The following is a 16661-nucleotide window of genomic DNA, read 5'->3' on the forward strand; positions in this document are numbered from 1 at the left end:
TGCTCCACGCCCAGGTCGTGATCGGCGACTGGAAGACCGAATACAACCACGACCGCCGGCATTCATCGCTCGGCTACCTCGCACCCGTCGACTACGCTCGGCAATGCACCCATCAATCGGAAACCGACGACTCGCACAGCGACCGGACCGAATGAAGGGGGCGGCCCAGCCTCCCCCGGCATCTCGGGGGAACGTTCACAGTGTTCTCACGCGAAGGGACGCTGCTGCACGACGCGGAGAAGAGGTGCCAGGCCGCCCCGCAACACCGCGCGGGTCCCAGGATCACCGAGAGGCTGCCGCCGAATTCGATGGCCGGGCCGAGTGATTCGACCCATGAGGGCGCCGGTCCCGGACTCACCCCCGAGGGGCGGAGCCGACATGCGGCGACGGCGCCACCCTCGCAAGGGTGACGCGTCGCTCGGCCGGGCTCGGCGATGCAGGCCCGCCACAGGTGGGCGTGGTGGTGATGGCCACGCCCACCTGTGGTCGCTCAGGAGCGGGCGAAGAACATCTGGTTGACGGACTTGTTCGCACCCCAGGCGGAGGTGGGGCGGGCGCCCTTGCCGAGCTCCCACGCGATCGTCACCGAGCGACCACGCGTGATGGAACGCAGGCGCGAACCGGTGTGCACGTCACCCACACGCGAGGACGTCTTGGCGTTGATCACGGCCATGACCTGCGCCTTGCTCGCGTCGGCGGGCACCCGCACCGTCACGAACTGCCAGTTGTTCGCGCCCCAGAGGGCGCGGTCCTCGCGGTAACGCAGCACGCCGTCGTCGTCGAGGCGCGCCACGACCCGGGCCTGAGCCGCGGTCTTGGGCATGTACCGGTCCACCTGGAAGGTGCGCTGCACCGCCTTCACTGCGGGGACGCTCGGACGGGTCGTCGGGCGCGTGGTGGGCGTGGTCGTGGGGCGCGTCGTCGGCGCGGGCACCGTAGTCGCGGGCGACGTGGGCCGCGGCGTGATCGCCGGGACCGAGGTCGTCGGCGCCGGGCTCGTCGGCCGGGGGGCCGTCGTCGGGTACACGCAGCACCGGAGCGGGGACGCCGTTTCTCCATGTGATGTCCCGTGTCGCCTGTCTGATCGACCCCGGCCTCACCTTCCTTAGCCGCGATGCCGAGGCCTGGTCCACGTTCTGCGGGCCGTCCGGGCGTGGACGGGCACGCCCGGCGCCGGCACAGAGCGTCCGAAGTGCCACGGGGCGGGCCGGCAGGCATGATCCGGGCGGGACGCGGCCCCCCCACCGGGGGTGACCCTGCCGGGCCGCCGGGTCCGGACCCGGTCACGCGGCTCTCGGGACGGGCTGGGCGCGTACCTGCCGCTCTCAGCGCCCGCGACAGGGAGTTCCGCGAGTGGGCGACGGAGGTCGGGGGCCGGACATCCCGTTGTCGGCAGGTACGGTAGGGTCATACCGTCGAGCTCCCCGCCCGAGGGGCATGACGAGGAGGTCAGCATGGCTCTGCGCGAACTCGAGTTCACGTCGCACAACGGCACCGACACCATCCAGGCCTGGGTGTACGAACCGGCGGTCACGCCGGTGGCGGTGGTCCAGCTCATCCACGGTCTCGGCGAGCACTCCCGCCGGTACCTGCACATGACGGCCGCGCTGGTGGATGCGGGGTTCGTCGTGGTCGCGGACGATCACGCGGGTCACGGTCGGACGGCGATGCAGTCGGGGACGTGGGGTGACGCCGGTGACGAGTCGGCGACGGTCATCGTGCAGGACGAGGTGACGCTGTACCGGAAGGCCAAGGAGCTGTTCCCCGACCTGCCGTACGTGGTGTTCGGCCACAGCCTGGGGTCGATGATCGCGCGGGCGCTGGTGCTGCAGCCGGGTGTCGAGGTCGACAGGCTCGCGCTGGGCGGTATCGCCGTGGGCATGCGCGGTGTCGAGTCGACGCTGGATCGCGAGGCCCTGAAGGCTGCCGTGGCGGCCGACGGTTCCGCCCCCGCTGCGGATGCGTTGGTGGGCCAGCTGTTCGACGGCTTCTACGACCGCCTCGGCCCGGACTTCGGCCCGACGGACTGGGTGGCGCGCAACGCGGACGTCGTCCGTGATCACGGCCGCGACCCCTTCAACAACTTCGGCGCCCCCTTGAGCAACCGGTTCCTGCAGGGCTTCGTCGACGTGTACGACCAGGCCAACGGCGACGACTTCATCGACCGCCTTCCGCAGGTTCCCGTCGCGATCTTCGCGGGCGCGGAGGACCCGGTGACCAACTACGGCGAGGGTGCGCGCGAGGTCGCCCGGCGCCTGGAGGAGAAGGGCCACGACGTCGAACTCCACATCTACCCCGACGTCCGCCACGAGGTTCACAACGAGCCCGAGACCCGCGCCGAGATGGAGAACTCCCTCATCGAGTTCGTCCACCGCGCCGCCGGGCGGGACGACGCCTGACCCCCGAGGCGCACCCGGCCGCTCGCGCCCAAGCACCGTGACGGGGCCCTGCCGTGAGGATCGTCTCTCGGCAGGGCCCCGTCGGTGATGTGAGGTCTCAGGCCATGACGGGACGCACGCGTCGCCCAGCGAGGGGCTCGTCCATGGTGACCTCGCGAAGCGGAGGATGTCGCCGGTGGCGCAGCGAGGGCGAGAGGCCTGGCCACGGGTGACCTCGCCGAAGTGAAGGCGAGGATGCCGAGAGCAGGCTCCGCGACGAGTGCCTGAACATCAACAGCTTCTACTCGCTGCTCCACGCCCAGGTCGTGATCGGCGACTGGAAGACCGAATACAACCACGACCGCCGGCATTCATCGCTCGGCTACCTCGCACCCGTCGACTACGCTCGGCAATGCACCCATCAATCGGAAACCGACGACTCGCACAGCGACCGGACCGAATGAAGGGGGCGGCCCACCAGCCGCTGCACCGTCTGGAGGGCGGCACCGTGGAGTGCCGGATCGGCGACATAGACCTGTCCGAACCAGTTGCCCAGCACGGATGACGCCTCAGTATCCGCCCCGCCGGTGAAGAGACGTTGAAAGCTCTCTACGCTTTCTGCCCAGCGGAGCCAGTCGACGCTCCTCGCGAACTGGGCGAACTCCAGCGCGCCATCAGCACGCTCAAGCCGTTGGCGCACATAGTCCTCGTCAACGGGATTGAGCGGGGGCCCAGCATTGACGATCTCGCTCATGCTCGTCTGGTGATCCAGCCGCCCCATCCGGGCTCGCCGATCCCATTCCTCGAGCGCGGCGAGGAGGGCTGAATGGTCATGCTCAACCGCGGGGTACGGCACCGGGACGATGCCCAGGTGGTTCCACTTGTCATCATCGGGCAAGTGCGTCAGAACGTAGCGGCGAGTCTTTGAGGGCAGCCCCAGGGCGAGGTATCGCATGATGGGGTCGTCGTGGCTGTAGCCCACGAATAGGACCGTGAACTCGTCGAACATCTTCTGTAGGAACCTGGTCGCCCATGCGTCGGTGAGATAGGCGCGGCCGAAGTCACGGTCGGTAAGAACCAGCTGTGCGGGCGGGCGGAGGACCGAGCCGTGTAGGTGCACGATGCCGGAAAAGTCATCTCCGAGCGGCAGTGCCGGTCCGACCCAGACGTCAACGTCCGGCAGCAGGGCAGCCGTCGAGGCTGTCGTGAGGTGATCATCAAAGTTGGTCGTCACGATCCGCGGGCGGCCGGGTGCAGACGCGAGTCTGACCAGCGCAGAATGGGTCGGGTTGAAACTTGAGTCTGGTCGCGCGACGATGCGTCGAGCGTGGACGTGGGTTTCGAAGTTCGCAGGCATCGAGCCGAGGAACAAGTCGAGCGCCTTGTCTTCGTCGAACGGTACGCGCGCTGCGTCCGCGAGTTGACGAGCCAGCTCCCTAAACGAAGGCAGATTTGAGGGATCTCCCATTGAGGCGCCCGCCCCAACGAACAACACGAGCTTGCCGTCCGCATGGGATTCGAGAAGCTCGGCAGGCAGATTCACGTCTCCTGTGATCCACACGTTGCCTCCAGAGTCCTGATTGACCGCTGCGTCGTGGACAGCGATGAGGTGCCTCGTCATTCTCGCGCATTGACGGTCCTGCCCCGCGATGGCTAGCTGCGACGGATTCGTGTCGGTCGTTCGTGACCTCCACTAGCCACAGCCAGCGCAGCGCACGCCGGTGCGTACGGCGTCCCTGAGTCGAGGGCCGGAGCCTCAGCGTCATTCGGTCACGCGTTTTCGAGGCCTCGTCGGAGAGGCAGGTCACGCCGAGATGTGAAGCTCGGATCAAGTCGGCGAATCGTTCACCAAGACGAAGGGGATTGCAGTGAATACGACGCTGCTGGCGCCGCAGCGTACTTTTGTCGCGTGAGCGGGGAGAGCTGCGCCTTCCACGTAGTCGACTCGAGGCCAGTGCATCCGCCACGCGCCGGGACCTGCCCGGGACCTGATACATGCAATTCATGCAAATCGTGACGTGAATTAGCGCCGTCTGAGAGGTAGAGATGACCGGAAATCAATGAGTTCGGCCGAACCGTCTACCTGGGGGACACATTGTCTCAAACGGTCAATAACAGCCTCGAAAATTCAACAACGGGATGTGGCGCAGCTTGGTAGCGCACCTGACTGGGGGTCAGAGGGTCGCAGGTTCAAATCCTGTCATCCCGACCGAGTGAACCGGCTCCGGCCAGGCAGAAATGCTTGGTCGGAGCCGGTTTTTGGTGCACGGTCCCGCTCATGGCTACCACCCGAAATTTCTAGTGGAGTTAGAGCACATTTCAGTGCGGCGAAGCTGTTTTGACTCCACTAGAAATCATGACCCGCCGCTCGGCCGTTCCTCATCACTCCTCAGGTGTCCCGCGTGAGCCGCACCCACCCGTCGGACAGCGCAGCGCGCAGGCCCGCCTTGCGCGAGACCGCGGGCAGGGCGTGCGAGAGGCAGGACACGGCGTCGTACCCGGAGTGGTCCACGCCGGGGAGAACATGCAGGGTGGTGTCGAAGCCGGCCGCACGGTAGGCCGCCACGCCCTCTTCGGCCGCCCCCAGCGCGCTCCACTCGGGCGGGTTGGTGGCGCCGTCCACGTCCTTCTCGCCCACCCACCAGTGCATGGCGGTGGAGCCGATGCACGGCCGGGCCTTCTTCTTCCGCGCCACGGGCGCGTTGGCACCGCCGCCCCCGATGATCACGGCACCGCCGCGGGCCATCCCCTCGATGCCACGGTCCAGCAGCTCGTACGTGATGAACTCGGCGCCGCCGCTGTAGCCGATCAGCCAGATGTTGGTGGCGTCCACCTCCGGGTGCAGCGCCACGAGGTGCTCGTGCAGCGCCCGGAGGTACTTCCCGTTGGCCTTGCAGTCCTCCCACCACGTGTACCCGTCCCCGGAGCCGTCCTCGTCAGGGGTGTTCACGGCCACGAACATGAGGTCCCGCGCCTGGGCCGCGATGGCGAGCCTGGCGAGGTCGCCCTCCTCCGGCCAGTTGATGGAGGTGTCCTCCAGGTCCCAGTAGTCGCCGTCGAAGTAGTACAGGAACCCCGAGGTGCCGCTCTCCCACAGGTGGTACCAGGAGTCCAGGCCGTTCGGTGCCGTGAACTCCACGAAGGTCTCCGGTGTCATGCTGTCCCCTCCACAGTCCGTGGCCGACGCCGCGTGGTGCCCACCACCCGGCTCGTCCTTGGCCTCCCCGTTCCAGTATGCCCCGCACGGTGTCACATACCCGCCCGGGTGTGGTGGGAGGAGACGGCACCTGCTTGGCTGGCGGGACACGACGAAAGGGGCTCCCCATGAGCAACGTCATCACCACCTACCTGCAGGACCACCACGCCGGCTCGGCGGCGGGAGTGGACGCGTTCCGCCGGGTCGCCGCGGGCCACTCGGAGCCCGAGGTGCGCGAGGCAGTGGGGCGGATTGCCGAGGAGGTGGCCCAGGACCAGACATCGCTCGAAGAGCTGATGGCGTCCCTCGGTGTGAAGCCGGCCCCGCTCAAGGACCTCCCCGCGCGTGCCGCGGAGAAGGCCGCGCGCTTCAAGCCCAACGAGCGGCTGCAGAGCCGCTCGCCGCTGTCCGACATCGAGGAGCTGGAGGGTCTCGTGGCCGCGGTCCACGCCAAGGGGCTCGGGTGGCGCTTGCTCCTGGAGGCGCCTGACGACAGGCTGGACAAGGACATGCTCCGGGAGCTGAGCCGACGCGCCCGGGAGCAGGAGGAAGCACTGGAACAGCTGCGGCTGGGGCAGGCTCACAAACTGACGAGTGAGTAGTCCCCGCCGCGCACCACGGAAGGGACCGCATGACCACCGCCGACGAGATCTCCGCCCTGCGCCGCCGCACGAGCACCAAGTGGCGCAGCTACGAGCAGGACGTGCTGCCCATGTTCATCGCGGAGATGGACTTCCCCACGCCGCCGCGGATCAAGGAGGCGCTGCTGGCAGCGGTGGAGAACAACGACACCGGCTACGCCGCCACCGCGGACCGCGGGGCCGGCCGGGCCTATGCGGACTTCGCAGCCCGGCGCTGGAACTGGCGCCCGGACCCCGAGCGCATCGCCTACACCACGGACGTCACGGTGGTGCTCGTGGAGTCGCTGCGCCGCCTGGTCGCCCCCGGGGACGGCGTGGTCATCACCCCGCCGGTGTACGCCCCGTTCTACGACCTGGTGCGCGAGGCCGGCGGCGAGGTGGTGGAGGTCCCGCTGCAGGACGACGACGCCGCGTACCGTCTGGACATCCCCGGCATCGACGCCGCGCTCGCGGCGGGGGCCCGCGCGGTGCTGCTGTGCAACCCGCACAACCCGCTGGGCCTGGTGCACTCGCGCGAGGACCTCGCGGCGCTCGCCGACGTGGTGGAGCGCCACGGCGCCCACGTGGTCAGCGACGAGATCCACGCGCCCATGGTCCACCGGGGCGTGGAGTTCACCCCGTACCTCTCGGTCTCGGACGCCGCCCGGCGGCACGGGGTCGCGGCGGCGTCCGGGAGCAAGGCGTTCAACCTCGCGGGCCTGAAGGCAGCCATGTTCGTGGTGGACTCCGAGCCCATGGCCCGGTGGCTCGCGGCCGTGCCGCCGGCCGTGTCCTACCGGACGGGGATCATGGGTCTGCTGGCCACGCGGGAGGGTTTTCTGCACTGCGAGGGCTGGCTCGACGCCACCATCGCGGTGATCGAGTCCAACGTGGACCTCCTGGAACGGGAGCTGGCCGAGAAGCTCCCGGAGGTCACGTTCCGCAGGGGCCGGGCCACCTACCTCGCGTGGCTCGACATGCGCGCGCTGGACTGGGGCGAGGACCCCTCGCAGCACGCGGTGACGCACGCGAAGGTGGCACTGTCCCCGGGGCCGACGTTCGGGCCGCAGGGCAGGGGCTTCGCCCGCATGAACCTCGCGTGCGCCCCGGAGACCGTGGTCGAGGCCGTGGACCGGCTCGCCGCCGCGGCGCACGGCGGGAGCCGCGGCTGAGTGCTCAGTCGATGACCATGTTGCGGCGGTCCAGGAACTGCTGGGCCGCCTCGATGGTCTGGGAGCGGTAGACGCCGGAGGCCTGCGCGTCCAGGAGGGCGTCCTGCTGCGCCTCCAGGAGCTTGCGCTGCAGCTCCTGCTGCTCCTGCCGGGCGGTCGTCCACACCTGCAGGGTCTCGGTGGACACGCTCTCGGGCAGCTTGCGCGTGCGCTTCCTGGCCATCTCCAGGATCTTCTCGCTGTAGGGCTCGCCGTCGTTGCGGTGCAGCGCGGGGGACTCCAGCAGGTCCTCGGACGCCTCGGTCAGGGTGTTGATCAGGCGCGTCAGCTCGCGCTGCATCTCCTCCTCGTCCGAGCCCCGGATGCCCAGGACCCGGATCAGCAGGGGCAGCGTGCCGCCCTGCACCACCAGGGTCACCACGGCCACGGTGAACGCGATCAGGATCAGCTGCGGGCGGTAGGGCAGGTCCTCGGGCAGCGTCTGGGCCGCGGCCACGGTCACGACGCCGCGCATCCCCGACCACGCGATCACGAACCCGCCGCGCTTGCCGATGCCCTCGTGGCTGAAGAACGAGGCGTCCGCCTGGCGGCGCGTGATCATGTGGCGCAGCTTGGTGATCCGCTGCTGCGAGACGTCCGGGTGGTTCTCGAGCCGTTCCCTCGCGCTGTCGTACCACTGCGACTTGCCCTGGGCCCGCACCTGCTGCCGGGCCATCACCTTGATCATGGGTGCCACGAACGCGAATCGGATCACGAACAGCACCACGGTCACGAGCAGTCCGAGCGCCAGGGCACCACCCACGCTGAGGTGGGCCTCCTCCACCTCGTCCACGAGCAGCGCGATCTGCAGCCCGAGCACCAGGAACACGCCGTGCTCCAGCAGCAGGAGCACGGTGCGCCAGTTGGTCCTCTCGGACACGCGCGCCTGGGAGGAGAGCAGCCGGGGGGACTTGATCCCCGTGACGATCCCCGCGACCACCACGGCGAGCACGCCGGAGGCCTCGAGGTGTTCCGCGGGCATGAACGCGATGAACGGGACCACCAGGGAGATCGCGGTGCTCGTCACGGGCTGCTCCAGGCGCGCGCGAATCTGGATGGAGACCCAGCCCACCACGATGCCGATCACGACGGCCACGACGACGGCGTAGCCGAAGTCCGCGAGCACCCCGCCCACGCTGATCGCCCCGGCGGTCGCGACCACCGCCGAGCGCAGCATCACCAGCGCGGTGGCGTCGTTGACGAGGCCCTCGCCCTCGAGGATCGTCACGAGCCGGCCGGGCAGGCCCAGTCGCTTGCCGATCGAGGTGGCGGCCACGGCGTCGGGCGGGCTGACGACGGCGCCCAGGGCCACCGCCGCGGCGAAGCCCAGGTCCGGCAGCAGCCACCAGATCAGCAGCCCCACCGCGAACGCGGAGACGACCACCAGCACCACGGACAGCGCGCTGATGGCGCCCAGGTTGCGGCGGAAGTCCGTGGCCGGCATGTTCACGGCCGCGGCGTAGAGCAGCAGCGGCAGCACGATGTCCAGGATCACGTCCGGGTTCATCGTCACGGTGGGCACCCCGGGGATCAGGCTCAGCCCCACCCCCACGATCACCAGCAGGATGGGTGCGGCCACCCCGATCCGGTCCGAGAAGCTCGTGACGGCCACCACCACGATCACCGCCGCCACGGCCAGGAGGGTCAGTTCGTCCACCGGGTTGTCTCCTTCGTCGTCGTCGCCCCGAGTGTATCCGCGCGCGGGCACCACACCGCGGCCCGCGCCGTCGCCCTTGCCCAGCCCGCGCCGTCGCCCCGGTCGGGTACCATCGGCCACCCGCGGACCGCGCACCGCGGTCACCCGATCCGGAAAGGCCCCGTCGTGTCCGAGAGCGTTCCCGTGCTGATCCTCACCGGCTACCTGGGTGCGGGGAAGACCACGGTGCTCAACCACCTGCTGGCCACCGCCCACGCGCGGATTGGCGTGGTCATCAACGACTTCGGGGACGTGAACGTGGACGCGGCGCTCGTGGCCGGTCAGGTGGCCGAGCCCGTGTCGATCGCGGGCGGGTGCCTGTGCTGCATCGACGATCCCCGCCAGCTCGACGACGCCCTGCGTGCGCTGGCCCGGCCCGGCCTGGACCTCGACGCGGTCGTCATCGAGGGCTCCGGGCTCGCCGAGCCACCGGCACTGATCCAGCTCGTGCTGGCCAGCGAGGTCCCCGGCATCCGTTTCGGCGGACTCGTGGAGGTCGTCGCCGCCGCCCACGTGGCCCACGCGGAGTCGGGCGGCTGGGACCTGGAGCAGCACGTCAAGGCCGCGGCCGTGGTGCTGCTGACCAAGTCCGACATCGCCCCGCCCGAGGAGCTCGCACGCACGCGCGAGCGGATTCTCGCGGCCAACCCCCACACCACGGTCCTCGACGCACCGCACGGCGCAGTGGACCCGGCCCTGTTCTTCGACGCCGCGAAGCACACCGTCCCGGAGGGTGCGCAGCTGCCCCTGTGGGAGATCGGCGAGGCCCCGGGTGAGCACGGCCACCACGGCCACGAGCACCACGTCCACCACCGGGCCGTGAGCCTCGACGTCCCCGCCGCGGTGGACCCCGCGGCGCTCGCGGACCTGCTGGAGGACCCGCCGGCGTCCGTGCACCGGGTGAAGGCGATCGCCGACGTGGCCACCCCCTCGGGGCTGCGCCGCTTCGTCGCGCACTCGGTGGCCGGCTACGTCACGGTCGAGCGGGCGCGGCGCCCCGCGGGAGAGCCGCCGCACTCGGTGGTCGTGGCGATCGGGCCCGACGACGCCGCGTCGTCACCCGTTGACCTCGGCGCCCTCCCGGCCGCGGAAGGCGACCCGGCGCCGTCGTCCCCGCAGCTGCGGCGGCTGACCCGCTTCCTGTAGCCGCGCCCGGACCGGGCCCCCGACGGAGCCCGCACGGTGGGGGCGGACGCAGACTGCGGCAGTCCCGACGTCGTCGGGGGTAGACACCGGCCGCGGCGCACCGGATCCGGTCCGCGGGAGACCCGAGCCGTGCGTCGCGGCCCGGCCCGGACGACGTCGTCAGGCCAGGTTCGAGAACCGCTCGACCTTCCGGGTGGGCCCGGTGACGAGGATCTGGTCGTCGTCGTAGAGCATGGTCCCCGGTTCGATGGGCTCCCACTGGCCGCCGGGGCGGCACACCGCAACCACCGAGACCCCGAGCTTCTGCCGCACGTTGAGCAGGTCCATGGGCCGCTGCTGGATGGGCAGCGGCGGGGTGCAGCGCACGAGCGCGTAGCCGTCGTCGATGGGCACGAAGTCCAGGATCCGGTGCTGGATCAGGTGCGCGGCGCGGGTCCCCATGTCGCTCTCGGGGTTGACCACGTGCTGCACGCCGAGCTGCGTGAGGATCTCCGCGTGCGGCTCGGTGATGGCCTTCGCCCAGATGGCCGGGCAGCCGAACTTCACGAGCCGCGACGCCGTGAGGATGCTTGCCTGGATGTCCGAGCCGATCCCCACCACGGCGCGCTCGAACTCGTTGACGGACAGCTCCCGCAGGACGTCCTCGTCCGTGGCGTCCGCGCGCACCACGGAGGTGAGCTTGCCGTTGAAGCGCTGCACGGTGGCCTCGTCGTGGTCCACGCCGAGCACGTCCGTGCCGTTGCGCATCAGCTCCAGCGCCAGCGCGCCGCCGAAGCGGCCCAGGCCGATCACCGCCACGGCGTTGGACATGCCCTTGCGGGGGGACTCTGCGGGGTGGGATCCGAACATGGAACCTGCCTCTCGGGTCGGTGCGCGCCGCGTGGGCGGCGCGCGGGGAAAAGGGTGGAGGACGACGTCGTGCGGCCGGGGGCGTCAGCCGATCAGCGGGCGCTCCTTGGGCAGCTCGTAGGCGGGTGGCCTGCGGCCGAAGGCGATCGCTGCTGCCACCGTGACCGGACCCAGGCGGCCCGTGAACATCAGGACGATCAGCACGCACTGCGCGAAGACCGGCAGCGTGGGGGTGATGCCCGTGCTCAGTCCCACGGTGGCGAAGGCGGAGACGCACTCGAAGAGCACCCGGTCCAGGCCCAGGGACTCGTCCGCGAGCATGATGAGCATGGTGCCGCCGATCACCGCGCCGGTGGCCAGGACCACCACCGTCATGGCCTCGCGCTGCACCGAGCGGGAGAGCTGCTTGCCGAGCACCGGCACGGCCGCACCGCCTCGGATCTCCGTGAGGGCGATGAAGAAGAGCACGCCGAACGTGGTGACCTTCAGACCGCCCGCGGTGCCGGCGGGGCCGCCGCCGATGAACATGAGGATGTCCATGCCCAGCCAGGACACGGGGTGCATGTGGGAGATGTCGATGCTGTTGAACCCGGCGGTGCGGGAGATCGTGGACTGGAAGAACGCGTTGAGCACCCTCACCGCGGGGGAATCCTGCCCCAGGGTCTGCGAGTTGTTCCACTCCAGCACCGCCAGGAACACCGTGCCGCCGAGCAGCAGCACGGGGGTGGCGAGCAGCACCAGTCGCGTGTTCATGCTCCAGCGGCGCGGGGTGCGGAGGTGGCGGCGCAGCTCGTAGAGCACGGGGAAACCCAGCCCGCCCAGGATCACGCACGCGGCCAGCGTCAGCAGGATCCACGGGTCCCCGGAGAAGTCCATGACGTTCAGGGAGTACAGGGCGAAGCCGGCGTTGTTGAAGGCGGACACCGCGTGGAACGCCCCGTGGGCCAGCGCCGCGCCGGGGGAGTAGTGGTAGTGGCCCCAGAACCGCAGGAAGAGGATCCCCGCCGCCGCGGTCTCGATCACCGCGGTGGTCAGCACGATGCGCGCGACCACCTGGCGGGCGCCGCCGCGGGACTTGGTCTCCGCGTTGGCGAGCAGCCGCGTGGAGAGGCCGAACTTGCGGGCGAGCAGGATGCCCAGCATGGTCGTGAACGTCATGACGCCCAGGCCGCCCACCTGGATCAGGCAGATGATCACCACCTGGCCGAACGGGGTCCAGTAGGTGGCGGTGTCCACGGTCACCAGGCCCGTCACGCACAGGGCGGACGTGGCCGTGAAGGCCGCGGTGATCGCCTCCGCGTTGCCCGGGTCCACGGTGGACACCGGGAGCATGAGCAGTCCGGTGCCGAGGAGCAGGGCCAGCAGGAAGGCGGTGACGATGATCCGCGCCGAGCGGGCCGGGGTCAGCTCGTGGACGTGCAGCGGGTCCGGGCGACGGCGCAGCAGCGGCACCGCGCGGGGGATCCTGGAACCGTTCGTGCGCGAGCGGATCGCGGCCTGACGGAACGCCTCGGTGATGGGCACCGGGCAAAAGTACACCCGCCCGGGGGCCCTCGGTAACCCCCGTACGAGGCCCGGGGGCTTGCCGCGTGCCGTGACGCTCCGGCAGGCCGGGGGCGGCACCTCCCGCGGGCGCGCGTGTGATGGCCGCTACTGCACCGTGCGTGCCCTAAACTGACCGACATGACCAACATTCCCGCGGAACTCGCGTACACGGCAGAGCACGAGTGGGTCGAGGACCTCCACGAGGACGACACGTTCCGTGTGGGCATCACGGACCACGCACAGAGCGAACTGGGCGAGGTCGTCTTCGTCCAGCTCCCCGAGGTCGGGGACACCCTGGCCGCGGGGGACGTGGTGGGTGAGATCGAGTCCACCAAGTCCGTGAGCGACCTCTTCGCCCCGGTCAGCGGTGAGATCGTCGGCGTCAACGAGGAGCTCGTGGAGAACCCCGGGCTGCTCAACGAGTCTCCCTACGAGGCGGGATGGCTCTTCACGGTGCGTGCGGGCTCGGGGGAGGCCCCCGCGGACCTGCTGGACGCACAGGCTTACCAGCAGCTGCTGGACTAACAACGACACTTCACGTGAGGTGAGGGGATCCATGTCCAATCAAGAGAAGTCCGAGGCCGGGACCGGTCCGGAGACCACGTCCATCCAGATCGTCGCGGACGTGCTCTCGACCGCCGCGCACCACAAGCTGACGGAGGGCGAGCAGAACGCGGTGGCGTCCCTGCCCCCCGGCTCCGCCCTGCTGCTGGAGACCAACGGGGGGCTGACCGGCGCTCGGTTCCTGCTGGACCGGGACGAGATCGTGGCCGGGAGGCACCCCGCGTGCTCGGTGTTCCTGGACGACGTCACGGTGTCCCGGCGCCACGCGGAGTTCATCCGGCGCGACCACACCTTCGAGGTGGTGGACCAGTCCTCCCTCAACGGGACCTACGTGAACAGCGACCGTGTGAACACCAAGGTGCTGGAGAACGGCGACGAGGTGCAGATCGGCAAGTTCCGCTTCACCTTCTACCATTCTGTGCAGAACGGGGCCTGACGCGCTCCATGTCTAAACCCGAGCAGCAGCAGACCACGCGGCTGGGCATCGGCGCCCTGCTGCGTCGGTTGCAACCCCGTTTCCCGGACCTGAGCGCGTCCAAGGTGCGATTCCTGGAGGACCAGGGGCTCGTGCACCCGCAGCGCACGGCGTCCGGGTACCGGAAGTACTCTGAGGAGGACGTTGAGCGTCTGGAGACGGTGCTGTCCCTGCAGCAGGAGCGCTACCTGCCCCTGCGCGTGATCCGGGACCGCCTGGACCGCGGCCTGGACCCTGCGGCCGGTTCCGAGCGCCAGGTCCCGGACGCGACGTCGTCGCCCTCCGTTGGAATGCAGCCGCCCGACGACGTCGCCGCCCCAGTCGCCGGGCCCCCCAGCGGGCGCCGCTACACCCTGCGCGAGCTCGCGGCACGCTCCAGTTCCGAGGTGCCCCTGGTGCGCGAGCTGCTCAACCACGGACTCATCGTGGAGCGCTCGGGAGAGTTCGACGACCGTGCGCTGGCGATTGCCGAGGCGGCGGGCCGGCTCAGCGGCTACGGCATCGAACCGCGCCACCTGCGGGTGCTGCGCGGGGCGTCCGAGCGGATCGTGGCCCTCATGGACGGCAGTGTCTCGCCCCTGCGCAACCGGCGTGACCCGGAGACCCGGCAGATTGCCGTGCACCGCGCCAGGGAGATCTCGTCCCTGTGCCTGTCGATGATGTCCGCCATGGTGAACGCGCAGGTGGACGGCACCGTCCGCGGGCTAGAGGCTCAAGAGCGGTCCGGGAGCACCCGGTGAGCGCGGACGTCCTCATGGAGATTGCCGGCGTGCGCATGGACGTGCCCAGCGGTCAGCCCGTGGTGGTCCTCAAGGAGGCCGCCGGTGCGCGCCGGCTGCCCATCTGGGTGGGGACCAACGAGGCCACCTCCATCGTCTTCGCACTGCAGGGCATCCGGCCACCGCGCCCCCTCACGCACGACCTGCTGCTCTCGGTGGTCGGGGCGCTCGGCCGCAGCGTGACCGGCGTGGTCGTGCACACGGTGGAGGACACCGTCTTCCACGCGGCCATCACGTTTGACGACTCCACCGTGGTGGACGCCCGTGCCTCGGACGCCCTCGCGCTCGCTGCGCGCACAGGCTGCCCCGTCCGCTGCGCCACCGCCGTGCTGGACGAGGCCGGGCTGGTGCTGAGCGCGGACGGCGAACTGCGGGAACAGGCGGGGGACGCGCCACGGGAGGCAGAGGCTCAGGTGCGGGAGTTCCGAGACTTCCTGGACCAGGTGGACCCGGAGGACTTCCAGTCCTGAATCACCGTGCGGGCACCCGCGGCGGGTAGGCTGGCGACACGGTCGCAGCCGCGCGGTATGTCTTTGACCCGGTCCCCGGCCGGGTCTACCGTCGGAGGACATCACCCGAGCACCCGCCCGGTCATCCGGGAGCACCGGCCGAAATCACCGGGCGCGGTCCGTGCGCACCACCCCCATCCACGAGGAGGACGCTTGAGCAACCCGGAGCTGCCGTTCGACGCGGCGCAGTTGCGTGCCTCCTCCCTGGCCGGTGGCACGCAGGAGATGCTCTTCTCGGAGGACCTCGGCAGCTACGACGAGACCGTGGGATTCCGCGGCCCCACCGCGTGCAAGGCCGCGGGAATCTCCTACCGCCAGCTGGACTACTGGGCCCGTACCAGCCTCGTGGAGCCCACCGTGCGCGGTGCGAAGGGATCGGGTTCGCAGCGGCTCTACAGCTTCCGGGACATCCTCGTGCTCAAAGTGGTCAAGCGACTGCTCGACACAGGGGTGTCCCTCCAGCAGATCCGCTCCGCCGTGGGCGCGCTGCGGCTGCGGGGGATGGAGGACCTCACCCGGCTGACGCTGATGTCCGACGGCGCGAGCGTCTACGAGTGCACCTCCCCGAACGAGGTGATCGACCTCGTGCAGGGCGGCCAGGGCGTGTTCGGCATCGCCGTGGGACGCGTGTGGCGCGAGGTGGAGGCCACGCTCGCCTCGATGCCTGCGGAGCACGCGGCCCTCGACGGGTCATCCCAACCCGACACCTTCCCGGAGGACGAGCTCTCCGCCCGCCGCGCAAGGCGGCGCAAGAAGAACGCGGGCTGACGCGGCGTCGTCGTGCCCGGTCCGTCACGCCCCCACCGAGGCATCAGTGCAGCATGCCCTGGAGGATCGAGCTGAACCGCCCCGCGAGGTCCGAGGCAGCGGTTCCCGGCCAACGGTGCACGGGCCACGCCGCGCCCTGGGCCTGCTGCACCACGGGGGCGTCCGGCAGCACGGGGTCTACCACGAGCTGGCCGAAGAGTTCCTGCAGCTCCCGCAGGCGGTGGTGCTGCTCGTCGGAGCCGTCCCGGAAGCGGTTCACGACCACCCCGGCATCGGGCACTGCCCAGATCCGTGAGGTCTCGAACTGCGCGAGCGCGGACATCGTGCGCTTGGTTCCCGCCACCGAGAAGAGCGACGGCTCGGCCACGGAGAGCACCATGTGGGAGGCCGCCCAGGCCATGCGCGTCAGGGCGCTCAGGGTGGGTGGGCAGTCGATCAGGACGAGCTCGTAGCGCTCCAGCCCGTGCAGGACGGTCTCGAGTCGTTTGAGGTCCTTGGTCCGGAACGCCGCGTGGTCAAGGTGAGACGACGCCGCGGAGCCGGGGGCGACGTCGAGCACCGGCCGTCCGACGGCCGGGGAGCCGGCGGGCTGCCAGCCGGGATCCTGCTGTGTGCCGCTGACCTCGGGGGTGATGGGGTGCCGCGTCCACGGTGACGGAGCTGCGACCGCAGCAAGTCCCCCTTTACGGGGACGGCGCAGCACACTGCCCACGTCCTGGCCCGCCCGGGCGTGGACCCCGAGCGCAGTGGAGGCGTCGCCGTGCGGATCGAGGTCCACCACCAGGGTGGGGACCCGAGCCTCCAGGGCCGCCGACGCGAGTCCCAGGACCACCGAGGACTTGCCCACGCCGCCCTTGAGGCTGCTGATGCTGACGATCTGCACGGATCACCCTTCTGTCATCTGAAATGGGGCTTTACAACCCAC

Annotated in this window: 17 protein-coding genes, 1 tRNA gene and 1 pseudogene; 12 read left to right on the forward strand and 7 right to left on the reverse strand. The window is 70.1% G+C overall.

The features are described from left to right. Positions 1 to 155, forward strand: a 155-nt coding sequence (locus D8M39_RS02365) for an integrase core domain-containing protein (RefSeq protein WP_148111334.1), incomplete at its 5' end; no start/stop codon positions are given. Between the two features lie 335 nt (positions 156 to 490). Here the strand turns inward: D8M39_RS02365 and D8M39_RS12535 are convergent. Continuing rightward, on the reverse strand, positions 491 to 862 hold the full coding sequence (locus tag D8M39_RS12535) for a hypothetical protein (RefSeq protein WP_013350234.1): 372 nt from the start codon (positions 860 to 862) through the stop codon (positions 491 to 493). Between the two features lie 592 nt (positions 863 to 1454). On the opposite strand from D8M39_RS12535, the gene D8M39_RS02375 reads away from it, so the two are divergent. Next, positions 1455 to 2399 carry an alpha/beta fold hydrolase gene (locus D8M39_RS02375; protein ID WP_126874311.1) on the forward strand — a complete coding sequence of 315 codons (945 nt, stop codon included), beginning with the start codon at positions 1455 to 1457 and terminating at the stop codon, positions 2397 to 2399. 230 nt (positions 2400 to 2629) lie between these two features. Continuing rightward, positions 2630 to 2842 (forward strand): annotated as a pseudogene (locus D8M39_RS02380) (integrase core domain-containing protein); the annotation flags it as partial. Here D8M39_RS02380 and D8M39_RS02385 read toward each other — a convergent pair. Next, positions 2800 to 3939, reverse strand: coding sequence for an SIR2 family protein (locus D8M39_RS02385; RefSeq protein ID WP_161971373.1), 1140 nt, complete (start codon positions 3937 to 3939; stop codon positions 2800 to 2802). The pseudogene D8M39_RS02380 and the gene D8M39_RS02385 sit on opposite strands and share 43 nt — an antisense overlap. 574 nt (positions 3940 to 4513) lie before the next feature. Here D8M39_RS02385 and D8M39_RS02390 point away from each other — a divergent pair. Next, positions 4514 to 4587, forward strand: a tRNA-Pro gene (locus tag D8M39_RS02390). A 180-nt stretch (positions 4588 to 4767) separates the two neighbouring features. Here the strand turns inward: D8M39_RS02390 and D8M39_RS02395 are convergent. Then, entirely contained in the window at positions 4768 to 5535 is a 768-nt protein-coding gene (locus D8M39_RS02395; RefSeq protein WP_094393688.1) for a hypothetical protein, read from the reverse strand. Between the two features lie 167 nt (positions 5536 to 5702). On the opposite strand from D8M39_RS02395, the gene D8M39_RS02400 reads away from it, so the two are divergent. Continuing rightward, positions 5703 to 6176 carry a hypothetical protein gene (locus D8M39_RS02400; protein ID WP_055083121.1) on the forward strand — a complete coding sequence of 158 codons (474 nt, stop codon included), beginning with the start codon at positions 5703 to 5705 and terminating at the stop codon, positions 6174 to 6176. 29 nt (positions 6177 to 6205) lie between these two features. Continuing rightward, a complete protein-coding gene (locus tag D8M39_RS02405; protein ID WP_126874313.1) occupies positions 6206 to 7366 on the forward strand; it encodes a MalY/PatB family protein in 1161 nt (386 codons plus the stop codon). A 4-nt stretch (positions 7367 to 7370) separates the two neighbouring features. Here D8M39_RS02405 and D8M39_RS02410 read toward each other — a convergent pair whose 3' ends face one another. After that, positions 7371 to 9062 (reverse strand): sodium:proton antiporter, encoded by a 1692-nt coding sequence (locus D8M39_RS02410; RefSeq protein WP_055083117.1) that lies wholly within the window; start codon positions 9060 to 9062, stop codon positions 7371 to 7373. Positions 9063 to 9227: 165 nt separating this feature from the next. Between D8M39_RS02410 and D8M39_RS02415 the strand changes: the two genes are divergently transcribed. After that, entirely contained in the window at positions 9228 to 10247 is a 1020-nt protein-coding gene (locus tag D8M39_RS02415; RefSeq protein WP_126874314.1) for a GTP-binding protein, read from the forward strand. Between the two features lie 159 nt (positions 10248 to 10406). Here the strand turns inward: D8M39_RS02415 and D8M39_RS02420 are convergent, their stop codons facing one another. Both D8M39_RS02420 and D8M39_RS02425 read right to left on the reverse strand, forming a co-directional pair. Continuing rightward, positions 10407 to 11096, reverse strand: a complete 690-nt coding sequence (locus D8M39_RS02420) for a TrkA family potassium uptake protein (RefSeq protein WP_055083113.1) — start codon at positions 11094 to 11096, stop codon at positions 10407 to 10409. A gap of 84 nt (positions 11097 to 11180) precedes the next feature. Next, positions 11181 to 12620: a TrkH family potassium uptake protein gene (locus D8M39_RS02425; protein WP_094393694.1), complete on the reverse strand. Its 1440-nt coding sequence runs from the start codon at positions 12618 to 12620 to the stop codon at positions 11181 to 11183. A 159-nt stretch (positions 12621 to 12779) separates the two neighbouring features. Between D8M39_RS02425 and gcvH the strand changes: the two genes are divergently transcribed. From gcvH to D8M39_RS02450, 5 genes are all read left to right on the forward strand, one after another. Beyond that, on the forward strand, positions 12780 to 13166 hold the full coding sequence (gcvH, locus tag D8M39_RS02430) for a glycine cleavage system protein GcvH (protein WP_055083111.1): 387 nt from the start codon (positions 12780 to 12782) through the stop codon (positions 13164 to 13166). 31 nt (positions 13167 to 13197) lie between these two features. Beyond that, on the forward strand, positions 13198 to 13641 hold the full coding sequence (locus tag D8M39_RS02435; RefSeq protein ID WP_094393696.1) for an FHA domain-containing protein: 444 nt from the start codon (positions 13198 to 13200) through the stop codon (positions 13639 to 13641). An 8-nt stretch (positions 13642 to 13649) separates the two neighbouring features. Then, positions 13650 to 14420, forward strand: a complete 771-nt coding sequence (locus D8M39_RS02440; protein WP_126874315.1) for a MerR family transcriptional regulator — start codon at positions 13650 to 13652, stop codon at positions 14418 to 14420. Next, positions 14417 to 14929, forward strand: coding sequence for a bifunctional nuclease family protein (locus D8M39_RS02445; RefSeq protein WP_126874316.1), 513 nt, complete (start codon positions 14417 to 14419; stop codon positions 14927 to 14929). Before D8M39_RS02440 ends, D8M39_RS02445 begins: the two co-directional genes overlap by 4 nt. A gap of 264 nt (positions 14930 to 15193) precedes the next feature. Beyond that, the gene (locus D8M39_RS02450; protein ID WP_232300221.1) at positions 15194 to 15736 is read left to right on the forward strand and encodes a MerR family transcriptional regulator; all 543 of its coding nucleotides are present in this window, start codon (positions 15194 to 15196) and stop codon (positions 15734 to 15736) included. 43 nt (positions 15737 to 15779) lie between these two features. On the opposite strand, the gene D8M39_RS02455 is transcribed toward D8M39_RS02450, so the two are convergent. Continuing rightward, positions 15780 to 16619, reverse strand: coding sequence for a ParA family protein (locus tag D8M39_RS02455; RefSeq protein WP_055083103.1), 840 nt, complete (start codon positions 16617 to 16619; stop codon positions 15780 to 15782). Between the last annotated feature and the right edge of the window lie 42 nt (positions 16620 to 16661).

The sequence above is a fragment of the Kocuria sp. HSID17590 genome (assembly GCF_003989485.1).
GTDB lineage: Bacteria > Actinomycetota > Actinomycetes > Actinomycetales > Micrococcaceae > Kocuria > Kocuria salsicia.

Excerpts from the sequence above, each read along its gene's own strand:
- D8M39_RS02400 (WP_055083121.1), top strand. The coding sequence starts at position 5,703 with ATGAGCAACGTCATCACCACCTACCTGCAGGACCACCACGCCGGCTCG.
- D8M39_RS02440 (WP_126874315.1), top strand. The coding sequence starts at position 13,650 with ATGTCTAAACCCGAGCAGCAGCAGACCACGCGGCTGGGCATCGGCGCC.
- D8M39_RS02395 (WP_094393688.1), bottom strand. The coding sequence starts at position 5,535 with ATGACACCGGAGACCTTCGTGGAGTTCACGGCACCGAACGGCCTGGAC.
- D8M39_RS02420 (WP_055083113.1), bottom strand. The coding sequence starts at position 11,096 with ATGTTCGGATCCCACCCCGCAGAGTCCCCCCGCAAGGGCATGTCCAAC.
- D8M39_RS02375 (WP_126874311.1), top strand. The coding sequence starts at position 1,455 with ATGGCTCTGCGCGAACTCGAGTTCACGTCGCACAACGGCACCGACACC.
- D8M39_RS02405 (WP_126874313.1), top strand. The coding sequence starts at position 6,206 with ATGACCACCGCCGACGAGATCTCCGCCCTGCGCCGCCGCACGAGCACC.
- D8M39_RS02435 (WP_094393696.1), top strand. The coding sequence starts at position 13,198 with ATGTCCAATCAAGAGAAGTCCGAGGCCGGGACCGGTCCGGAGACCACG.
- gcvH (WP_055083111.1), top strand. The coding sequence starts at position 12,780 with ATGACCAACATTCCCGCGGAACTCGCGTACACGGCAGAGCACGAGTGG.
- D8M39_RS02450 (WP_232300221.1), top strand. The coding sequence starts at position 15,194 with ATGCTCTTCTCGGAGGACCTCGGCAGCTACGACGAGACCGTGGGATTC.